This window comes from Paenibacillus aestuarii (assembly GCF_027789125.1).
GTDB lineage: Bacteria > Bacillota > Bacilli > Paenibacillales > NBRC-103111 > Paenibacillus_E > Paenibacillus_E aestuarii.
This window is the reverse complement of sequence record NZ_JAQFVF010000026.1, coordinates 22,958-41,909: the sequence shown is the minus strand read 5'-3', so window position 1 is coordinate 41,909 and position 18,952 is coordinate 22,958. Positions and strand designations below refer to the sequence as shown.

Annotated in this window: 10 protein-coding genes and 1 pseudogene; all 11 read right to left on the bottom strand. The window is 51.4% G+C overall.

The features are described from left to right. Window positions 1–11 precede the first annotated feature (11 nt). The gene (locus tag O9139_RS11590; protein WP_270879634.1) at window positions 12–893 is read right to left on the bottom strand and encodes a carbohydrate ABC transporter permease; all 882 of its coding nucleotides are present in this window, start codon (window positions 891–893) and stop codon (window positions 12–14) included. Between the two features lie 31 nt (window positions 894–924). Further along, window positions 925–1,878 carry an ABC transporter permease gene (locus tag O9139_RS11585; RefSeq protein ID WP_270879809.1) on the bottom strand — a complete coding sequence of 318 codons (954 nt, stop codon included), beginning with the start codon at window positions 1,876–1,878 and terminating at the stop codon, window positions 925–927. Between the two features lie 215 nt (window positions 1,879–2,093). Beyond that, the gene (locus tag O9139_RS11580; protein WP_270879633.1) at window positions 2,094–4,697 is read right to left on the bottom strand and encodes a hypothetical protein; all 2,604 of its coding nucleotides are present in this window, start codon (window positions 4,695–4,697) and stop codon (window positions 2,094–2,096) included. Between the two features lie 134 nt (window positions 4,698–4,831). Further along, complete coding sequence (locus O9139_RS11575; protein ID WP_270879632.1) at window positions 4,832–7,159, bottom strand: helix-turn-helix domain-containing protein; 2,328 nt, start codon at window positions 7,157–7,159, stop codon at window positions 4,832–4,834. Window positions 7,160–7,308: 149 nt separating this feature from the next. After that, window positions 7,309–8,865, bottom strand: coding sequence for a type 2 periplasmic-binding domain-containing protein (locus O9139_RS11570; RefSeq protein WP_270879631.1), 1,557 nt, complete (start codon window positions 8,863–8,865; stop codon window positions 7,309–7,311). A gap of 221 nt (window positions 8,866–9,086) precedes the next feature. Beyond that, complete coding sequence (locus O9139_RS11565; RefSeq protein WP_270879630.1) at window positions 9,087–10,538, bottom strand: CoA-acylating methylmalonate-semialdehyde dehydrogenase; 1,452 nt, start codon at window positions 10,536–10,538, stop codon at window positions 9,087–9,089. A gap of 17 nt (window positions 10,539–10,555) precedes the next feature. Beyond that, window positions 10,556–11,728 (bottom strand): iron-containing alcohol dehydrogenase, encoded by a 1,173-nt coding sequence (locus O9139_RS11560; RefSeq protein WP_270879629.1) that lies wholly within the window; start codon window positions 11,726–11,728, stop codon window positions 10,556–10,558. Window positions 11,729–11,745: 17 nt separating this feature from the next. Further along, window positions 11,746–13,890 (bottom strand): alpha-amylase family protein, encoded by a 2,145-nt coding sequence (locus O9139_RS11555; RefSeq protein WP_270879628.1) that lies wholly within the window; start codon window positions 13,888–13,890, stop codon window positions 11,746–11,748. A 178-nt stretch (window positions 13,891–14,068) separates the two neighbouring features. Beyond that, window positions 14,069–16,165: pseudogene (locus O9139_RS11550) on the bottom strand (hypothetical protein); the annotation flags it as partial. Window positions 16,166–16,341: 176 nt separating this feature from the next. Then, window positions 16,342–17,802 carry an NAD-dependent malic enzyme gene (locus O9139_RS11545; protein ID WP_270879627.1) on the bottom strand — a complete coding sequence of 487 codons (1,461 nt, stop codon included), beginning with the start codon at window positions 17,800–17,802 and terminating at the stop codon, window positions 16,342–16,344. Beyond that, complete coding sequence (locus O9139_RS11540; protein ID WP_270879626.1) at window positions 17,793–18,947, bottom strand: glycerate kinase; 1,155 nt, start codon at window positions 18,945–18,947, stop codon at window positions 17,793–17,795. Before O9139_RS11540 ends, O9139_RS11545 begins: the two co-directional genes overlap by 10 nt. Between the last annotated feature and the right edge of the window lie 5 nt (window positions 18,948–18,952).

Genomic DNA, 18,952 nt, shown 5'->3' with positions numbered 1-18,952 from the left:
GGACTGCTAGCCTAACCTTTGACTGAACCGAGCATAACGCCTTTGGCAAAGTGCTTCTGTAAAAACGGATAGACCAGCAGAATCGGAACCATCGCCAGCATGATGGCGGCCATTCGTATCGTTTCCTGCGGAACGATCCGGTCGTCACCGCCTGCTCCAGCCTGCCCGACGCCCGTGGAGTCGGAATCAATGACCAGTGATTTGATCAACACTTGGAGCGTCCACTTTTTAGAATCCGATATATAAATTAGCGCGTTAAAATACGTGTTCCAATGCGACACGGCAAAAAAGAGCATGAAGGCGGCAATTGCCGGCATCGATAAAGGAATAATGATCCTGAGAAAGACACCAATCTCCGTGCACCCATCGATTCGGGCCGATTCTTCCAGCTCAGGCGGGTGTGACTCCAAGAAGCTCTTAATCACGAGCAGGCTCCATGCGCTGGTCAGCGTCGGCCAAATGAGCGACCAATAGGAGTTAAGCAGACCAAGCTGCTTGATCAGCAAATAACTTGGCAAAATGCCCGCATTGAAGACAAGGGTGAACACCACAGCGCCAAGCAAAACCCCTCTGCCTGGCAGCGTTTTCTTCGTAAGCACATATGCAAAACTGAAGGATACAATCAGATTCAGAATCGTCCCGACCACGGTAACAAACACCGTACTCTTCAGCGCATGAATGAAACTGTTCGTCGATAAAATATATTTATAAGCTGACAACGACCATTTATCGGGAAATAAATAAAATTTTAACGGAACATACACCTTCGGATCGGTGAACGAAACGCTGAACACATAAAGAAACGGAAACAAACAGACCAGAGAAATGATGGCCAACAGTGAATAATTCACGTAGTCGAACAAAGTTAACTTCTTTTTAGCAACGAAACTCATCGTGCCAGCCTCCTTTTCGTGAAGCGCGTTGTTAGTAGATCCCTTCGTGCCCCAGTTTTTTTACAATGTAATTGGATACCATGACCAGGATCAGGCCGACCACGCCTTTGAACATGCCGACGGTCACACCGGTGCTGACTTTACCCTGCAGCACGCCGATCGAATACGCATACGTATCGAATACTTCGCCTACAGAGGAAACCAGCGGATTCATCATCAGCAGCACTTGCTCAAAGCCGACATCGGCCATATGCCCTAAGCGCAGGATTAACAAAATAATAATGGTTGGCCGGATTGCAGGCAGTGTAATATGCCAGATTTGTCTCCATCTTGTGGCACCGTCCACAACTGCAGCTTCATATCGCTGAGGATCTACGCCTGCCATAGCTGCCAAAAAGATGATGGTTCCCCATCCGGCTTCCTTCCACATATTTTGCGCCGTAATCAACGCCCAGAAATAATTCGGATTGGAAAGAAAGGCAATCTGCTCGTACCCCCAGCCTGTGATGACTTTATTCACAATGCCGACATCCGAAGACAAAATGAAAAACGTAAGACTGACAACAACGACCCAGGACAAAAAATGCGGCAAGTAAACGATGGATTGATTGAATCTTTTAAAAGCCTCGTGCCGCACTTCGTTCAGCATGAGCGCAAGCACAATCGGAACCGGAAACATAAAGATCAAGCCGAAAATATTAATGGCAAACGTATTCCGGAGCATTAAATAGAAGCTTGGATCCGTGAACAGTTCGGCAAAATGCTTCATCCCCACCCATTCGCTCCCGCTAATCCCCGCGTACGGGTTGTACTCTGTAAAGGCCAGCAGCAGCCCCCACAGCGGAACAAATTTAAATAAAATAAAATAAAGAGCGCCCGGTAAAGCAAGCAAATACACGTATTTGTGCCGGGCCAATTGTCTCCAGCTGCGGGAACGGGCCTGCGTAACGCCCTTCGTTGAAAGCCCTGCCGTCGATTGCATCATCATGCACCTCTCTTTTGTTTTGAAAACCCTTCCATTACACGATTTAGTATAGGCTCGGGGTTGCAGGCAGCCAATAGACAATTCTTGAGGATCACCGGCTCCGACTCGCTATAGTCAATTATTGTCTTTGCGGCAAAATCTGTCCGAAAGCTCGTGAAAAAAAGACGGGTGCTCTCCCATTCAATAGGAAAGCTCCCGTCGTTCCTGCTTCGTGATTACGAGCTGCTGTGAATCAAATAATACGGCTGATTGGATAGGGTTTCGTTAAAACCCGGCAAATAACAAGCTGCGCCATGAGAATCGCGGACTTCAAAAAAGTACAAAATTGGATACGGTGAGTCTGTGTAGGCATCGGGGATTTCAGCGACAAACCCGCTCTCTGTTCGCTGTGCCTCGGTTTGCCGATAAGCCTCGACTTGATTCAAATGCCGATAGTGCACAATAACCGTAGGTTCTCTATCAGACTCGCTTGCTCTCACCTCAGCCAGCAAGCGAACCTTTGTCCCAGCATCGAAACCTGCAGGCGGTGTATGCGTAAGCTGGTAGCGGTCAAAGGCTTCACCTTCCAGCAGCTGGCTCACCGCTTGGCGAGTGGATAGTGGAATGGCACCTCGCCGAAGAAGCTCCATCGCCGCCAAGTCCGTATCAATATCCGTCATTCGCGCAGCCCAGTTCCCGCGCATGTAGGACACAACCCCAAACGTGATATCCTCTTTGTACACGCCTCTTGTTACAGAAACGATATGCATCCAGGCTTCCTTGGCCAAGTGGTAAGAGCGGATGGCCGCTTCCAGGCACTGCTCATCATCGTTGTGTTCAAACAGGGCGTACGCCACTCCTGCCCTTAATTTGGCAGCGAAAAATGTCCCCAGCCCTGCCTGAACCTCGACATCCGTCGCCCAGCGTCGGAAGACAGGATCTTCCGCATCCCTCACTTTGGCATAGGCTTGACCGATAGCGACCTCTGCTTGCTCGGCAAGCTTCTGCAGGCGGTCCGCCACGCCAAGCGGTGAGAGCTTGCCGCTAAGCGATCCGTTGCTTAGATCGGCGACATACTCGTTGATGCCATAGAAGAGCGCCGGGTCAGCCGGGCTTACGGCACCGAACGTTTTGGGCGACGGTGTGTCGAAATCATAGGGCGACGGATCGCCCCCGGCGACGATCGGCATATTGGCATACATCTCAGGCCAATAGACGTTGTTCGCCGCCGAAGGCATATGCGCGACTGTGATCAGCGGCAAAATTCGGCTTGCATGCGCCAAAGCTTGCTCACAAGCCTCGGCAGCCGCCCCGAACCGGGATTTGGTGTATCGGCGCCACGAAGCGGGTTCGGCTTGCGGATTGTACAGCAGACGGCCCCACAGCCGGTAGCTATACTCGTATTTTTTCCACTCTTCACCATTTAATTGAAGCGTACGATCTTGATAGACCTCCCTGCCGCCTACCGAACCCGAATTCTTTCTGCCTTTAAAAGATAGCGGTTCGCATAGTTCAACGCCGAGACTTCCGCCCAACGTCCCCATTGCCCCATAACCCGCTGCGATTGCGGGATCTCCCCAAAGCAGCAGCCTTTGTGTGCCTGGCCAAAGACGGAACAATACGTCGTAGTCTCTCTTCTCCTTGAGAAAATCTGCATAGCCGTATCGTGTAAATCTGCGATACGTTGCTGTGATCGACATCAGGTCATCACGATCGGTCCGCTCTACCGGCAGCTCCATGCTGCGGATCGCAGCTTGATGGTAGGGGAGGCCCATATGCTCCGCCCAATATTTCGGAGATACCACGACAGGCAGCCCGACCTCCCTCGCAGCCTGCATTCTGACATCGTCGATCCCCTTGGCATGGAGATCCAGTTCTATTCGTCGCCCGCAAGCAGCCATGCCTGCGAAAACCTCCTGCCAGAACGCTTCTGCCGGCTCCGGTATCCCTCCCTCATAATGGGTACGGATCGTAACACCGTCAATGTACGGGCATTGTTGCAGCAGCTTGCGCAGCGCGTGATGGCAATATGCCGCATGAGACGCTGCGTTCAAGCCCGTTATCACATACCTGGCATTCGGGCTGTCGCTCGGATCATAAGCATGCGTCCAAAGCCCCAGTTGAAAATGAATGCCCCTCCGCCGGCAGGCTTGGCCAATATACAGAAGCGTGCTGAAATTACGATCCACTTCGCCGTCAGGAAGCCCTTGCACTTTGACATCATACTCAGGGAGCGTAATCAAATAAGGATAAGGGAAGCAAAAATAATTATCCTGCACACCAGGATCATGCCCGTAGTCATATCCCATCCCCAGAGCAAGATGGAACCTGTTAAAGCGATGCGTCGCTAATTCAGTCAAGTAGGCATCCCAGAAGTTGCGATCGTGAAACCAAATCTTATCTTCCTGTTCGCTGGCAAAGATGCGGTTTACAGACCTTACAGGGGAAGCCGGACGATCGGAGTGGGGCTTGATCTGTTTCAATGCTTCCAACGGATCATCCGCATATCGAATGATGTCAGCTAATTCCAGAATGGCATACATGACGCCTTGGGTGTCACTTCCAGTAATGTCCAGAATCTTGGACGTCTCCGATTCCGTCCAATGCATGCTAAAAGCACCGCTTACTGCGGACGTATCGCCCTCCACTGCTTCTTCCGGGGGAGTAAGCCGAAGGCTCAAGCCTGCGTTCTCAACGAGCAATGTCGACGCTTCGCTCATGCGAATCCCCTTGCTTACGCACATTTCCTGCAAATATTGAACCGCCCAGTTAATCGATTCATGATAAGCTTTCGCATCGTCAGGTAATCTGAGGAGTGTGAGCTCATTTTTTTCACCCATACGTCATCCTCCTTCGGAATAAAGATCATTTTGGCCGTTCACAATAAGAGGCGCCTCTTCACGGCAGGTATTCATCGTACCTCCAAATCGGCGCCTCATCCCGTCATCGTCACGGTTCTATCTATGCAATTTCCTCAACGCTGTCTTGTACGGAAGGCGCTTGGCGACATTTTCATAAACCGCTGGAAAATACGGTTCAAGTTACGTTCCGAGTAGCCTACGGCGATCGCAATTTCGCTCACGTTTTGATCGGTTTCCGCCAGCAATCTTTTGGCTTCGTCAACTTTGCATTCTACGACGTAGTCAAGGAAGTTAACACCCATCTCTTTTTTAAACAGTCGGCTTAAATAGGAGGGGCTAAGCCCAACCTGGTCGGCACACTGCACGAGGGACAGATCACTGCCGCAATTATCCCTAATATGCCGGCACACTTGCTGAATTACGGATTGCCCGGAATCATTGCGGCATTGTGAAGTAATCAATATATAATTCGGGAATAAAGTACCTGCAAACCAATCGGCAATTTCCTCCGACGTGTGCATGGCATGCAGATGCCCATACCAATCATGCTCTAAGAGATCAAGCAGATTCGTCCCTTGCTTCTCTAACGATGTGATTAATGCAGAGAGCAGAAGGTGATAGCTCTGATAAATAAACCGGTAAGACTGTGAGGCGCAGATCGCTTCCGTAAAAGCCGCCAACCCTTCCACCGCTCCATCCGACTCCCCTTGCTCCAAGGAACTGATAATGGAGGTTTCATGTTCACGAGGATAGCGGTTCGACGCCTGTTTCTTCTCATTCTCAAGCTGTTCAATAAACAGCACACTTTCCGTCTTATGGAAAATTCTGTATTGCAATGCACTCTCTGCCTCTTTACACGAAACAGGCACATCCTCAATGTGAAAATAAAACCGCCCGACGCCTGCCGAAGCTTTGATGGACAGGTGCTTTTCCAGCGAAATACAGACCGATTGCGCATAGTCCAAGGCCATTCGATGCATTGTTTCCTGCTCGATATCCACGCTAAATTGCAGCAGCGCGACCCCTCTACCTTTGTCAGGGATGACATATCCCTGTATATTGGCGTTTGCTTGCAGCAGTTCTTGCATAACATTGGAGATAACGAAAGCGATGATCCCTTTTTCTTCAGGACGAAAGCGCTTATCTCTCGCCAGATTGTCAGCGTCTACAATAATTACGACATTCGTCGAATGTACGGAAACGCCGTTAGCTTCACAATCGCGCAATAAAGGCTCTTTCCTCAAATATTCCCCATTCACCAACTGCTGAAGGAATTTTTCCCTAAGCGTCGGCTGGATGCTTGCCATAAAACCACCTAACTTTTCTGTCTCCTTATTCAGGAAGTCCAAACATGCTTTGATGTAATCGAGCTCGTTATCTTTATTTTGAATGTGTCCGATGCGCAGCTCTTTGCTGTGCTTGATCAATTGCCCGATCGGATTATACGCCCGCTTGGAGTTAAAGTAAGTCAGCAGCACGCCAAAGAAAATAAAAATAATTAAGAACAGCAGCGTAACGCCCCGAATCCAATTAAGCTGATTAGCAATGATTTGCTCCGGTACAATGGTTACGTAAATTCGGCCATAAATGTTTTTGGTATACAAGAAGTGGGCCGTGTCTCCGTCAATCCCTTTCGCCAAGAAGCTGCCTGAGTTCGCGCTCAAGTCCATGATTCCGTTGATGCTTGGCAAACTTCTTAATAAAGATACTGCTTGTTCATAGCCGATTTCGCTGCTCCCTGGCACACGCACTTGGTGGATGACAAATAAATTCTGCTCGACTGGAAGCAGATACGTATCCGGATCCATAAACGCACTGAAAGCGGATTTCTCAATTTCAAAAGCAAGAACTCCCTTTACTTGCGTCCCTCCCGTGTTCGGGAGGACCCGTGCGAACGTCACGTACCCATCTTTTTGCGCAGAAGGCATATAAGACCATCGAGAAATATTTCCCTCTTGGAGGATTTGATCGATATCCTTTTCATACGGATAGTTTTCCTTCTCAATGGCCCCATAGCGGTTCGATAAGACTACATTTTCCTTCGTATTATAAAAATAAATCTCATTCACGAAGCTGTCGCTGTTTTTGACCAAATTAATTTTATCCAAAAAATCCCGATGCCACAGCCAGCTGTCATTCTTGTTCGGATCAATGAAGAAGTCCGTCAAAATAGGATCGACGGCGAGCTGTAGGGACTCCTGCTCAATCGACTGCAGCACCCGCTCCGACCGATCCTTCATCGAGGACAGCGACGACGTGCTTTCGTTCATAATCTGCTCCTGGGTCCGCTTCATGGAAAATTGATAGTATACGGCACTTGCCAGTATTAAAGGGATGCAAACTGAGATGCAACCAAGCCAAATAAGCTTATACAAATACTTGCCCTGATTCGTGATATGCTTGGAACTTGACTGACGAATGAGTGTAATCCAGTTAAACATAAAGCCCCCCACATCATATAGCATGTATGTACTGAACAGTATACTTCGCTTTTACCAGGCGCGATCCCTTCGGCCGATTAGAACTCATTTTCTAAATAAAAGAGGAGGGCCACAAACTGCCTTTGCGACCTCTCCGACCTCTCCATGTTCTACTTTCCAAAATATTGCTTGTAGCTTTCGGCAAATTCCTTGTACGCCTTTTTCAAGTCCGGATTTTCGTTCAGCTTATCGACATAGCTCTTATATTCGTCCATCGTAATTTGGCCGACAATAGCCTTCGTCACCATGGCCTGCCACTCTTTTTCATATTTAGGCCAAACGCTGGTCCATGTGCTCGAGTTAATAATGGAGAATGGATTGAGCTTCCCTACCTGTCCGTACACTTCCACTTCTTTCAATTTGGCGTCATTATAAGCCTTAGGAGCTGATGGATTCAGCACTTTCATTTTATTGTTAAACGCCAGTGAGAATACTTGGTTGGCATTGGTCGTCACTTGTTTGACGCCCAGATCCGTCAACATCGGCTGTCCGTCCACGACTTTATGATGCACGCCTTCGATACCATAATAGTTGAAATCGGTGTACTCCGGAGTTGTCGTCTTCTCAAAATAATCGAGGATTTGCTTCACTTTCGCTTCTGGCACTTTCTTGGAAATATAGAATGCGCCGAACGTTGGATTGGCCAAGCTGACCGTTACGCCGCCCGGTCCTTTGAGCGGAGGAAGCGTTATCACTTTCGCATCTGGCTGCGTCTTCTTATTCTCCTGCTCCCATGAATAATCGCGCCAAATATTGCGCACATACGAAGCCGCCCGTCCTGTAGCGTACATTTCTTCGGCTTGCGTTTTCTTCATCGACGAGAATTCTTTGGCAAGAATGCCGTCGGCGTATAGTTTGCGGAACCAGCTCACCATTTCCGTATAATTCGGAGTCAGATAATTTCTCATTAGACCGCCGTCTTTATCATAGACAGGGTCCAGACCTCCGAATGCCCCTGAGAACGTTTCATCCCCGTCAGCCAACAAGAAACCGTGTCCGATCAGGCCCACCGTATCCTTTTTGCCGTTGCCATCCACATCGCTGTCCACGATATTCTTCATATCAGCCGCATACTCGTCAATCGTCGTCGGCACCGGCAAGTTCAGCTTATCCAGCCAATCCTTGCGCATCTTGATGCCCAAATCGATTTGAGGACGGTTACGCGGAAGTCCGTAAATCTTTCCGTTCAGTTTCATAAAATTCCAAACGTTAGGTCCGGCATTATTTTTCATATTCGGATATTTGCTGAAGTCGCCAAGGAACGGTGTTAAATCCCAAAATGCACCTTGGTTAATCGCTTGCAGAAGCGTCGGGCGGGTAATATTCGTGGATACGATAATTTCCGGCAGGTTGCCGGAAGCCAGCACCAGGTCAAACTTGGTATCGTAGTCACCGGATGGAACCCATTCTACATTTAACTGCGTATTGGTCCGCTTCTGCCATTCCGTCCAATATTCATCGTTCATGTTCGGCACATCCGCATACGACGGCACCAAAAACTGCAGCTTTAACGGCTCTTTCGCTGCCGCCGCACTGGCATCGCTTGGCTTGGCCGATTTGTCCGTGCTCCCAGCGGTCTGGCTGCTGTCTCCACAGCCTGCCAACACCCCGGCGGTAAGCACGCCGGCCATCACCACACTCAAACACTTTCGATACAGCTTAGACATTTGAACCCTCCTCATCTTGTTTAACAACATTCGTACAAAGCGTCTCCACGCTTGGAGTCTATATTTCGCATAGAGAAGCGCTTTCATTTTGTATTGTATCCCCTTGCAAGAAGGCAGTTTAGCGACATTTTTTGATTTTCAACCTGATTTTGCACCTAAAGCAAATAATGTCCGGTGGGAATAAAATGTCTGTTCCTCATTGTAGCATGCTCCGCTAGCCGTTAATAGCGTGCTGTCATCATCTTTTTGCGTGTGTAAAACTCGACGCCATCTCGACCGTTTGCATGGAGGTCTCCGTAAAATGATTTCTTATAACCCGAGAACGGGAAGAATGCCATCGGCGCCGGCACACCTACATTGACCCCAAGCATTCCCGCATCGATCCGGTCGCGGAACTGCCTGATCGCTTTGGCGCTGTCCGTATACAGGCACGCTCCATTAGCAAATTCCGAACGATTTGCGATGTGAATCGCTTCTTCCAGCGTATCTGCGCGCACCACGCTCAGCACAGGAGCAAAAATTTCTTCCTGCCAAATCTTCATGTCCGTCTGAACCCGGTCAAAAATGGTCGGTCCGACGAAATAACCGCTCTCCTGCGTCTGAACTGCGCATCTTCCATCTACGACAAGCGATGCGCCTTCCTGAACGCCCGCTTCGATGTAGTTCAATGTTCTCTCTTTATGGGAAGAGCGAATAACAGGTCCCAGGAATACGTCTGGCTCAAGCCCGTTGCCGATCTTGATTCGCTCAGAAGCCTCCTTCAGCTTCTGAATGAGCGGTTCGGCAATAGCGCCGACAGCGACAACGACTGCACAAGCCATGCAGCGTTCACCCGCGGAGCCGAAGGCGGCATTAATAATATTGCTGACAGCAAGGTCGAGGTCGGCGTCGGGCAGCACTATGCTGTGGTTTTTGGCCCCTGCCAGCGCTTGAACCCGTTTGCCTTCGGCTGCTGCCGAGCGATACACATGCTCAGCTACAGGCTGGGAGCCGACAAAGGAGATGGCCTGAATGTCCGGGTGCTCGATCATGCCGTTCACGATCTCTCTAGCGCCGTGGACAATGCTGAATACACCGGCAGGCAACCCAGCCTCGGTCAAAAGCTCTGCTAAACGATTCGCCAAGAGCGGCGTCCTTTCGGAGGGCTTCAGAATAAACGCATTGCCGCACGCAATCGCGAGTGGAAACATCCAGCAGGGCACCATCATCGGAAAATTAAAAGGGGTAATGCCTGCAACGATCCCCAGCGGATAACGGTACATGCCGGATTCGATGCCGGTTGCGATATCTGGCAGCTGGGAGCCCATCATCAAAGTCGGTGCCCCTGCTGCAAATTCGACACACTCAATTCCGCGCTGCACTTCACCGTACGCTTCAGTGTAGCTTTTGCCATTCTCCTGCGTGATGAGACGGGCCAGCTCTTCCCAATGGCTTACCAGCAGCTGCTGGTAAGCGAATAGGATGCGAGCACGCTTCGGAACGGGCGTATCTCTCCAAGCTTCAAAGCTGCTGCGGGCGGCAGCCACTGCAGCTTGCAGATCCTCCTTCGATGACAGCGGCACGCGTGCAATGACTTCACCTGTTGCCGGGTTGGGCACGTCCTCGTAGGTGGAATTTACCGGCGGGACCCAACGCCCGCCGATGTAATTTTGCAAGTTCGGTATAGTTGCCATTATTGAAAAACAGCTCCTTATTCAATTTGGTACGCATAGCATGTACGATACAACGCTTCAATCACTTCCGCCGTTACCGGTCTCGGATGGTTGCCGGGACTTCCGCTAGCGATGGCGTCGGCGGCCATCTTCGGGATGGCGCTGGAGAATTGCTCCTTATCCAGCCCCCAACCATGCAGATTGGGTATTTTTAACAGCCTGCAAAGCGACTTGACTTCTTCAATAACGGCTAAAACGAGCCGTTTGCTGCCTTCGGCCGCCAAATCCGGCCTCATGATCCTTCCGATTGCAGCAACCCGTTCCTCGGCGTATTCAGCCGTAAACTCCAGTACGGCCGGCAGCAGCATGGCGTTGGATATGCCGTGCGGAACATGAAACAAAGCCCCGAGCGGGCGAGACATGCCGTGCACAAGCGTGACCGAAGCATTGGAGAAAGCAGCTCCCGCCAGCATGGACCCCAGCGCAATTTGCGCGAAATCTTCCGTTTCCCCCTTCTTGGTGTAGCAGATCGGCAAATGCTTGATTAACAAATCGATCGCCTGCAGCGCCCATCCGTCAGTCATCGGGTTGGCTTTCTTAGACCAGTACGCCTCAATAGCATGACATAAGGCGTCGATGCCTGAAGACGCAATAACCGAAGCCGGACATGACATGCATAGCAGCGCATCCACGATGGCTACTTGCGGAAGCAGTTCGGGCTGGGCAATCATCATTTTAACATTCGTGCTCGTGTTGATAATGACCGTTACTTTCGTGACCTCAGAGCCCGTCCCAGCCGTCGTCGGGACGGCGATGAGCGGCAGCGGGCGGTGAGCGAACGCTTTGCTGCCCCCGACATAATCGGAGATATCTCCGCTATTTGTCATCATGACTGCAGCCGCTTTAGCCGCATCGATGCAGCTGCCGCCCCCGACCGCAATAAGGACGTCACATTGTTCCGCTCTGCAAACCTCCAGCACCTCTTGCAAATGCCGATCGGTCGGCTCCGTAGCCACACCTGTGTACACGGCGCTAGGAATACCAGCCTGCTGCAAATGGATTCTGCATGTCTCAACATGGCCGATCTTTTCCATTATAGGGTCACTTACAATCAATGCCTTGCGGCCAAGTCCTGCCGCATAAGTGCCCACTTGCGAGAATGCGCCTAATCCGTAAACAATCCGGCCTGGCAGTAAAATCTCATGAACCATGCCATCCATTCCCCCCGTTATTCAAAAACAACGACTTCATAATCCATAACGCTGGACAAGCGAACGGAAACAGCCTGTTCATCGGCCGTTAACGCTAACGGGCTGTGATCCGTCAATGTAAATGCCCGTTTAGGCTGGAATTCCCCGTCCAAAGGAACGCTTACCGTAATATCTCGCGCAGGGATCAGCCCGCTGAACATTCTCCTGCCGCCGTTTATATTCACAAGGTGAACAAGACGTTTGCCGTCCTGAACCCGTAAAGTCGCGAGCAGCGTATCTGGACCTTCTACACGCAGCGGAAGTGTATCCCTCGTTGTCCAGCGGACCGCATTGACAATCAGCAATGCCCAATCCGGGTAGCCGACTTTGGCAAAAGCCTTGTCCGGCTGGCCGGGGAAATACGCGATTCGACCGCCCGAAGCAAGCTCGTTGGTTATGAGCATCGGCATCCCTGTATCCGGTTCCAGCGTATAGGACATTCCTTCCGGGAATACTCGGAATGGAGCGGATAACGTTAACGGCACAGCGGATGACGGGTCAGACAGCACTCGGCAATAGTTATGCGACGCCGGGATCACTTGGGTGTTCCCAAGCTGTGCCAATAAAGGATGGGAAGCATCGCACACATTCATGTAGCTTTGTTTGAACACGCCGTTATTCTCGCCCATCACTGAGTCCGTGCTGATATAAGAAGCCTTGAATAAATCCGCGAGCTGGAAATCGTCACGCTGCTTTCCATCCGGATCGAACAAGGATGTTTCAAACGTGGCAATCAAGCTGCCGCCATTCTGGGCATAGCTTCTCAAAGACGCAGCCGTCTCCTCCGACATACAGGCGGTCGATGGCAAGATAATCGTCCGGTATTTGCTTAGATCCCCCTGCTTGACGACCGCATCCGAAATGATATCGAACGGAATGTGAGCGTCGGATAGCGCTAATTCGATCCCGCGAATGGCATCCACATATTTTAATTGCGGTTGTTCCTTGCCATAGTAGAAGAGAGTATCCTGGGAGTAAACGATGGCCACATTCGCACCCGATCGGTCTTCGTGGTAATAGGACTGATTCTCCGCTACAAAATGGTACAAGGACTTCACAGCCGGGAAACCGCGCTGGTCTTGATGGCCTTGGATCGGACCACCCGATAGATTGAGAATGGCATTGCCGCCATTAGCGTAAATCTGTGCCATATACACCTTTTGTTCAGCAGGCGGCACAGCATTTCTGCGCCAAGGCCAAGCTTGGAAGTAAGACGCAAGTACCCATGGCTGATGATCGCTCACATTGTCCAGGAAGTTGGCCTCTTCAGCCGGCCAGAGCAGGAAATCCCAATGGCTCGTGTCTCCGTCCACACGTACCCGGGTTTGGGCCTCCACTTGCACGGCATCAATGTACGCAGCCATCCGTTCAATATCAAGGGCGCCTTTGGTCGTCCATCCGGTCTCCCCGAAGCATACGCTGTTGCACATGACCGGCATGTTCGGATCGAGCGATTTTACCAATTCATATAAGAAACGGGACCGATCGACGACGCGCTGCTGACGCCATCTTTGAAACGTGCCCCAAGCCGGGTCGTTCCAATCCTCTTTGACCGGGATGGCGAAGCCCGAGTAGGCGCCGAACGCTTCCTTGCACCGGGCACAATGACAAATACCGTTGCCATAAGAGGAGAAGCCATAGCTGCCTCCGCCGAATTTAATGCCGTCCACCTCGTACCGGGTTACGATCTCGCGTAAAATTTCCGCTAAATATTCGTTCTGGTATCCGCTTAACGGACAAGCGATATAAAAGTCACCCAAGTCCTGATTCGCCTTGTAGGGTTTGCCTTCATGGTCGCGTGAGCACCAATCCGGATGCTCCTGCGCAGCATTGCCGGGTATCAAGCTTAGATCCATAGCCGCCACCGCTCGGATATCATAGGCGTGAACCGCTTTCACGATATCGCCGGTCAAGTCCCTGTCACCGAGAAACGGGCTTTTCCGGATGGAAAGATGGGTCGGATGAACCGTCACATAACCTGCGCAAAAAAAGGATAGGACATTGGCACCCAGCTCGTGCAAATCTTTCGCAAAACGCTCCGTATCAAAATCTTTGCAATCCACATCGCGGATTGTTAAATGTACGCCTCTACTTCGCTTTCTCAACCAATCTGAATTTGCCATATCCATCCTCCTGTTGAGTTTGTTCGCTTCGTTCGAGTCTGATTATAGGTGCAGTCCCTTCTGCATCCTATAGACACTTCTTGCATCCACTCACTCGCTTGCCGAAGCGCAAGTATTGTCCGGGGGGACACCATTTGTCTGCAGCATGACTGTGAATGATGGGTCCCCGAGACGTTCCTTATTGCTGGTCTCCGGCTGCAAAAGCAATATCAGCCCGTACTTGCGGACGGAATAGCGCCCATGAAAAAGGAGTTTTGCCCAGGTGCATCAGCGGATGCTCCTTATAGTGCGAACTTGTCACTGCGACCAGCTTTTCCCAATGTCCGGCAGCTTGCGGGGCTTGTAACAAGCGCACGGCCTGCTGCCGCTGACTTTCGTCACCCGTTCTTTCATATCGGCGGTACGCGACGGCAGCACGCAATTTATCAGCCATATAGAGATTTAAATACGCCCACGCTTCAATGTCCGCTTTTTCACAGCATAGCTCAGGTTGATCGCACGGAAGAGCATCCAGCCGCTGCAGTCCTTCCATCGCATCGGCTTGGAGTGTGTCTGCCAATTGAAGCGGAGTCACCCGATTGGAAACAACGCCGTTAAGCTCCTGTTCCACGTATTCCGATACGGACAAATAGTCGGGATTGAACGTTTTTCGTTCCAGCAAATCTTGCAGCGAAATAAACGAAGCCCCGTTATCATATTCCGCTTCATCGGTGGACAGGAAGCCTTCGGCATACAACGTAAAATCCCACGTAAATGCGTACATCGAGGCGAGTGCCATCGGCATTTTGCAGACGGAAGCATAGGCCTGTAGGAGCGTTTCTCCTACAGGCGCTCTGTAGTGCCGCTCAATCGCCTGCGCAAACACCTCATCCTTCGTAGCAGGGTCATAGAGCAGCCGGCCCCAGAGCATGTAGTACAGCCAATTTTTTTCAAACAGATAGGTCCAGTTGAGGTGATCGCTGTCCGGCGAATGCGAATAATCGATGCCGGGGATCATGCATTCAGACCCGACATAATAGCCTCCTACATATTCCTGGCCGTTCTCGGCAATATGCTGACGAATGAAATCAGGCTGCGCCCAGCGGAGGGTGAAGAAGTCTTCATTCCGTACCATCCATGTAATTTTGTAATTGCTCGGCGTCGGTTTCCAATAGCCTTCCATCCCATCCGAGCCACCATGGGTCAGCAGCAGCTTGGGCGATGAGTAGGCATGGGACCAATTAAATTTCACTTCAACCCATACAGGCTCAGGCAGAAACCCGTTTTGTTCAATGGCGGTTCTTGTGATGGAAGGATCTACGGAGAAGGGAGCACGATGAATGAATTTCACCGGCCGGCTTGCGCTCCTCATGCCCTCGAAATACACTTCATTGACCCAGTCCTGCCGGCTCTGAGCGGTCATGTCGTTCATTCGCTCCCCTAAAGAGATGCCAAGGCCTGTCAAGTCAGGGTACTCATCAATCAATTGCGTCACGCATTCCCGCGTATATTGCATAATCTGCTCTGTCGAATACGAATCTCCGTAATGATAAAAGGACTCATCACTGATGGCTTGAGGGTCATAGTGTTCCCGAAACGATTCCGATACGAAAATATTCCAATTGACCATATACGTCTCGATTCCCCGCTGTTTCGCCATTCGAAACAACGCAGACCAATAGGTTTTCCATTCCGCCAATTCCTCATCGGTAAATGGACATGCCTTCGGGTAATGAACCGGACGAATCATGTACGGAAAAGGATGCAGGTTCCACAGCGTAAGCACGTTATAGCGGTTTACGGCCATCATATCTAGAAACTTTTGCCAAAATGCCAAATCGCGAACCGTCTCCTTTTGGAGTTCAAAGCACGCGTTCTTGCGGTAGCTTGACCACGGTAAATTAAACTTGACCGCACGAAATGGAAAACGAGCGTTCACGACACACGCTTGCACGTCCGCCAGCGATCCCGTTCGCTGAAGCTGCTCTTCAAGCTCCAGGGTACCGTACATGGCCCCCGCTTCCTCGCCGGCGATCACAAACAGCGTTGATGTGTGGTCAGCTTCCCCTCTGCGAAGCTCAAAACCTTCCGGAGTCACTGCACCGTCCACTTCAATTCCGTATTGCTCCGCTTCGCTGCGATCCGCGAGGATGATCACCCTGTCTATGGCAGCAACGCTCCCCCTCGTTGAAATCTGCACACTCGCTTCGAGTTTACTCAAGGTCTCCTGCAGTCTGGCTGCTGCAAAATGGATCATTGAAGATTCTCGGCGGTACACCACATTTGTAGCCATTGTCTGTCTCCCCTTCCTGCATCTTCTCTATCTTTCTTGCTCATTGTACCTAACCTGCAATTGGCATATAACTGACAGTTCTTGAATCGCCCGCTGATGAAGCGCATGGACAAAGAATTGCTGACGGAACAAAATTTGTCTGCATCAAAAAAGACCGGCCGCTAGGCCGGTCTCCCTGATTAGTACATCAGCATGTTTTCTTGCAAAAGCTGGGAACCGCGCGCGTTCTCACCAGACTGATATTCCGGCGGAATCCGTCTGGCCACCCCGGTACGTACCGCTGCCTCCACCACAGCGTCGCGCACGCGTGGCACAACCTTATCGTTAAAAATGCTGGGGATAATGTATTGCTCGTTCAGTTCTTCATCCATCACGATAGAGGCAATCGCTCCGGCTGCAGCCAGCTTCATTTCCTCATTTATACACGAAGCACGGCAGTCGAGTGCGCCACGGAATATGCCCGGAAAACAGAGTACATTGTTGATCTGATTCGGATAATCGCTCCGCCCCGTAGCCAAAACCCTCACCCAAGGCTGGGCAAGCTCCGGGTCAATCTCCGGTTCCGGATTCGCCATGGCGAACACGATCGGATCCTTGGCCATCAAGCGGAGATCCGAAGCTTTCAGCACGCCGGGACCTGATACGCCGATGAACACGTCCGCACCGCCGATGACCTCCGATAGCCCTCCCTGTCTGCGCTCCGGATTTGTAATCGCTGCGATGCGATCCAGCGTCGGGTTCCCATAAGCGCTACCCGGCACCAAAGCCCCGCACCGGTCTACAGCAATAATGCTCCGCACCCCCGCTGCCTGCAGCATCCCAATGCATGCCGCTCCTGCTGCTCCGATGCCGCAAACGACCACACGTATTTGCTCAATCGATTTGCCGACTAGACGCAGCGCATTCAGCAGACCCGCCAGCAGCACAACCGCCGTTCCATGCTGGTCATCATGAAACACAGGAATATCCAGCTCTTCCTGAAGCCTGCGTTCAATCTCAAAACAGCGAGGAGAGCTGATATCTTCCAAGTTGATCCCGCCAAATGTCGGCGAAATCGCTTTGACAATTTGCAAAATTTCTTCCGTATCCTTCGTTTGCAGACAAATCGGGAACGCATCCACATCGGCAAATTGCTTAAATAACATCGCCTTGCCTTCCATAACCGGCATCGAAGCCTCAGGGCCGATGTCGCCAAGGCCCAGAACCGCAGTCCCATCCGTAATGACGGCAACCGTATTCCGTTTTGCTGTTAAGGTGTATGCCTTCTGCGGATCTTCCTTGATCGCCATGCAGACTCGCGCGACGCCTGGCGTATATACCCGAGACAGATCCTCCCTGTTTTTGATCGGCGTTTTGGGCGTTACTTGAATCTTGCCCCCAAGGTGGGCAAGAAACGTGCTATCCGAAACATGCACAACCCGTGCTCCCTTCAGGGCATTGACCGCACGAATCAGCTGCTGGTCATCCTCAGCGTTCAGTTGAACGGTCAGATCTTGAACAATCACGGACTTACCCGCCCGGATCATATCCATAGCGACCAAATCTCCGCCTGCATGATGAATGGCCGTGGCCACTTCGCCGAAGGTGATGAGCGATTTATCAATTTCGATCCGCAGGATCATGCTTGTGGTTATAGACATTCCGCTTCCCTCCTGTTGCCGCTGGCGGCTTGTATGAGTCGGGCGACGTTTTCCGACGTACGCATGAGTAGCACTTCAGCATGCTCCATGGCAGATTCCAACGACATGGGTCCAGACACAATGGAGTGGCAGCTTACAAAATAGGCGTATAAATCCTCATACCCTTGCCCAAGGCCGCCGGATATCAGAATTGCCTTCACGCCCAGCTCCTTCGCTTGTTGAGCGACATAGACTGGCAATTTGCCGTACATCGTTTGGGAGTCGCTTCGGCCTTCTCCCGTAATGACCCAGTCTGCCACTCGCAGTTTACGCTCAAGGCCGGATGCTTCCGCCATAATCTTAGCGCCAGGCACGAGCTCGGCGCCAAGCATAAGGAAAGCAAACCCGAGCCCACCTGCTGCGCCTGCTCCCGGAATGCTTTGAGCGCTGCGGCCTGTATGGTGCTCGATGAGCGAGGCATAAGCATGCAAGGAGGCGTCAAGCACCTCCACTTGCTCCAGCGAGGCACCTTTCTGGGGTCCGAATACCGCAGAAGCCCCCCTTGGCCCGCATAAAGGATTGTCTACATCGCAAGCTACCGTAATTTGGCTTTCTTTGATTCTGGGGTCTACCCCTGTTAAATCAACGGAACGGATGCTTGCTAAGGACAAAGCTATGGAGAGCACCTGCTGGCCGTTCTCATCCGCAAATACGCCACCCAGCGCCTGGAGCATGCCTAACCCGCCATCATTCGTCGCACTTCCGCCCAGTCCAATGATGAATTGCCTGTAGCCTTCATCCAGAGCTGCAATCAGCAGCTCTCCGACGCCTAAAGTTGTCGCTTGCAGCGGATTCCTTGCCGATTGCGGCACCAACGTCAGACCCGCAGCCTGCGCAACTTCAATTACGGCTGTCTGTTGATCGCCTAAGACGCCATATTTGGAGGCCACCCTCGCCATGTTGGGCCCAGTGACTTCAACCTCCATCACTTTGCCTCCGGTTGCGTCCACCAGCGTATCGAGCGTTCCTTCCCCGCCATCCGCCAAAGGGACGGTTTCCACAATCGCTTCCGGATATCCGGATTCAATGCCTTTCTTCATGAGGGCTGCAACCTGTGAAGCTGTCCTACATCCTTTATACGAATCCGGTGCAACCAGAATACGCATGCATA

Excerpts from the sequence above, each read along its gene's own strand:
- O9139_RS11590 (WP_270879634.1), bottom strand. The coding sequence starts at position 893 with ATGAGTTTCGTTGCTAAAAAGAAGTTAACTTTGTTCGACTACGTGAAT.
- O9139_RS11585 (WP_270879809.1), bottom strand. The coding sequence starts at position 1,878 with ATGATGCAATCGACGGCAGGGCTTTCAACGAAGGGCGTTACGCAGGCC.
- O9139_RS11580 (WP_270879633.1), bottom strand. The coding sequence starts at position 4,697 with ATGGGTGAAAAAAATGAGCTCACACTCCTCAGATTACCTGACGATGCG.
- O9139_RS11575 (WP_270879632.1), bottom strand. The coding sequence starts at position 7,159 with ATGTTTAACTGGATTACACTCATTCGTCAGTCAAGTTCCAAGCATATC.
- O9139_RS11570 (WP_270879631.1), bottom strand. The coding sequence starts at position 8,865 with ATGTCTAAGCTGTATCGAAAGTGTTTGAGTGTGGTGATGGCCGGCGTG.
- O9139_RS11565 (WP_270879630.1), bottom strand. The coding sequence starts at position 10,538 with ATGGCAACTATACCGAACTTGCAAAATTACATCGGCGGGCGTTGGGTC.
- O9139_RS11560 (WP_270879629.1), bottom strand. The coding sequence starts at position 11,728 with ATGGTTCATGAGATTTTACTGCCAGGCCGGATTGTTTACGGATTAGGC.
- O9139_RS11555 (WP_270879628.1), bottom strand. The coding sequence starts at position 13,890 with ATGGCAAATTCAGATTGGTTGAGAAAGCGAAGTAGAGGCGTACATTTA.
- O9139_RS11545 (WP_270879627.1), bottom strand. The coding sequence starts at position 17,802 with ATGTCTATAACCACAAGCATGATCCTGCGGATCGAAATTGATAAATCG.
- O9139_RS11540 (WP_270879626.1), bottom strand. The coding sequence starts at position 18,947 with ATGCGTATTCTGGTTGCACCGGATTCGTATAAAGGATGTAGGACAGCT.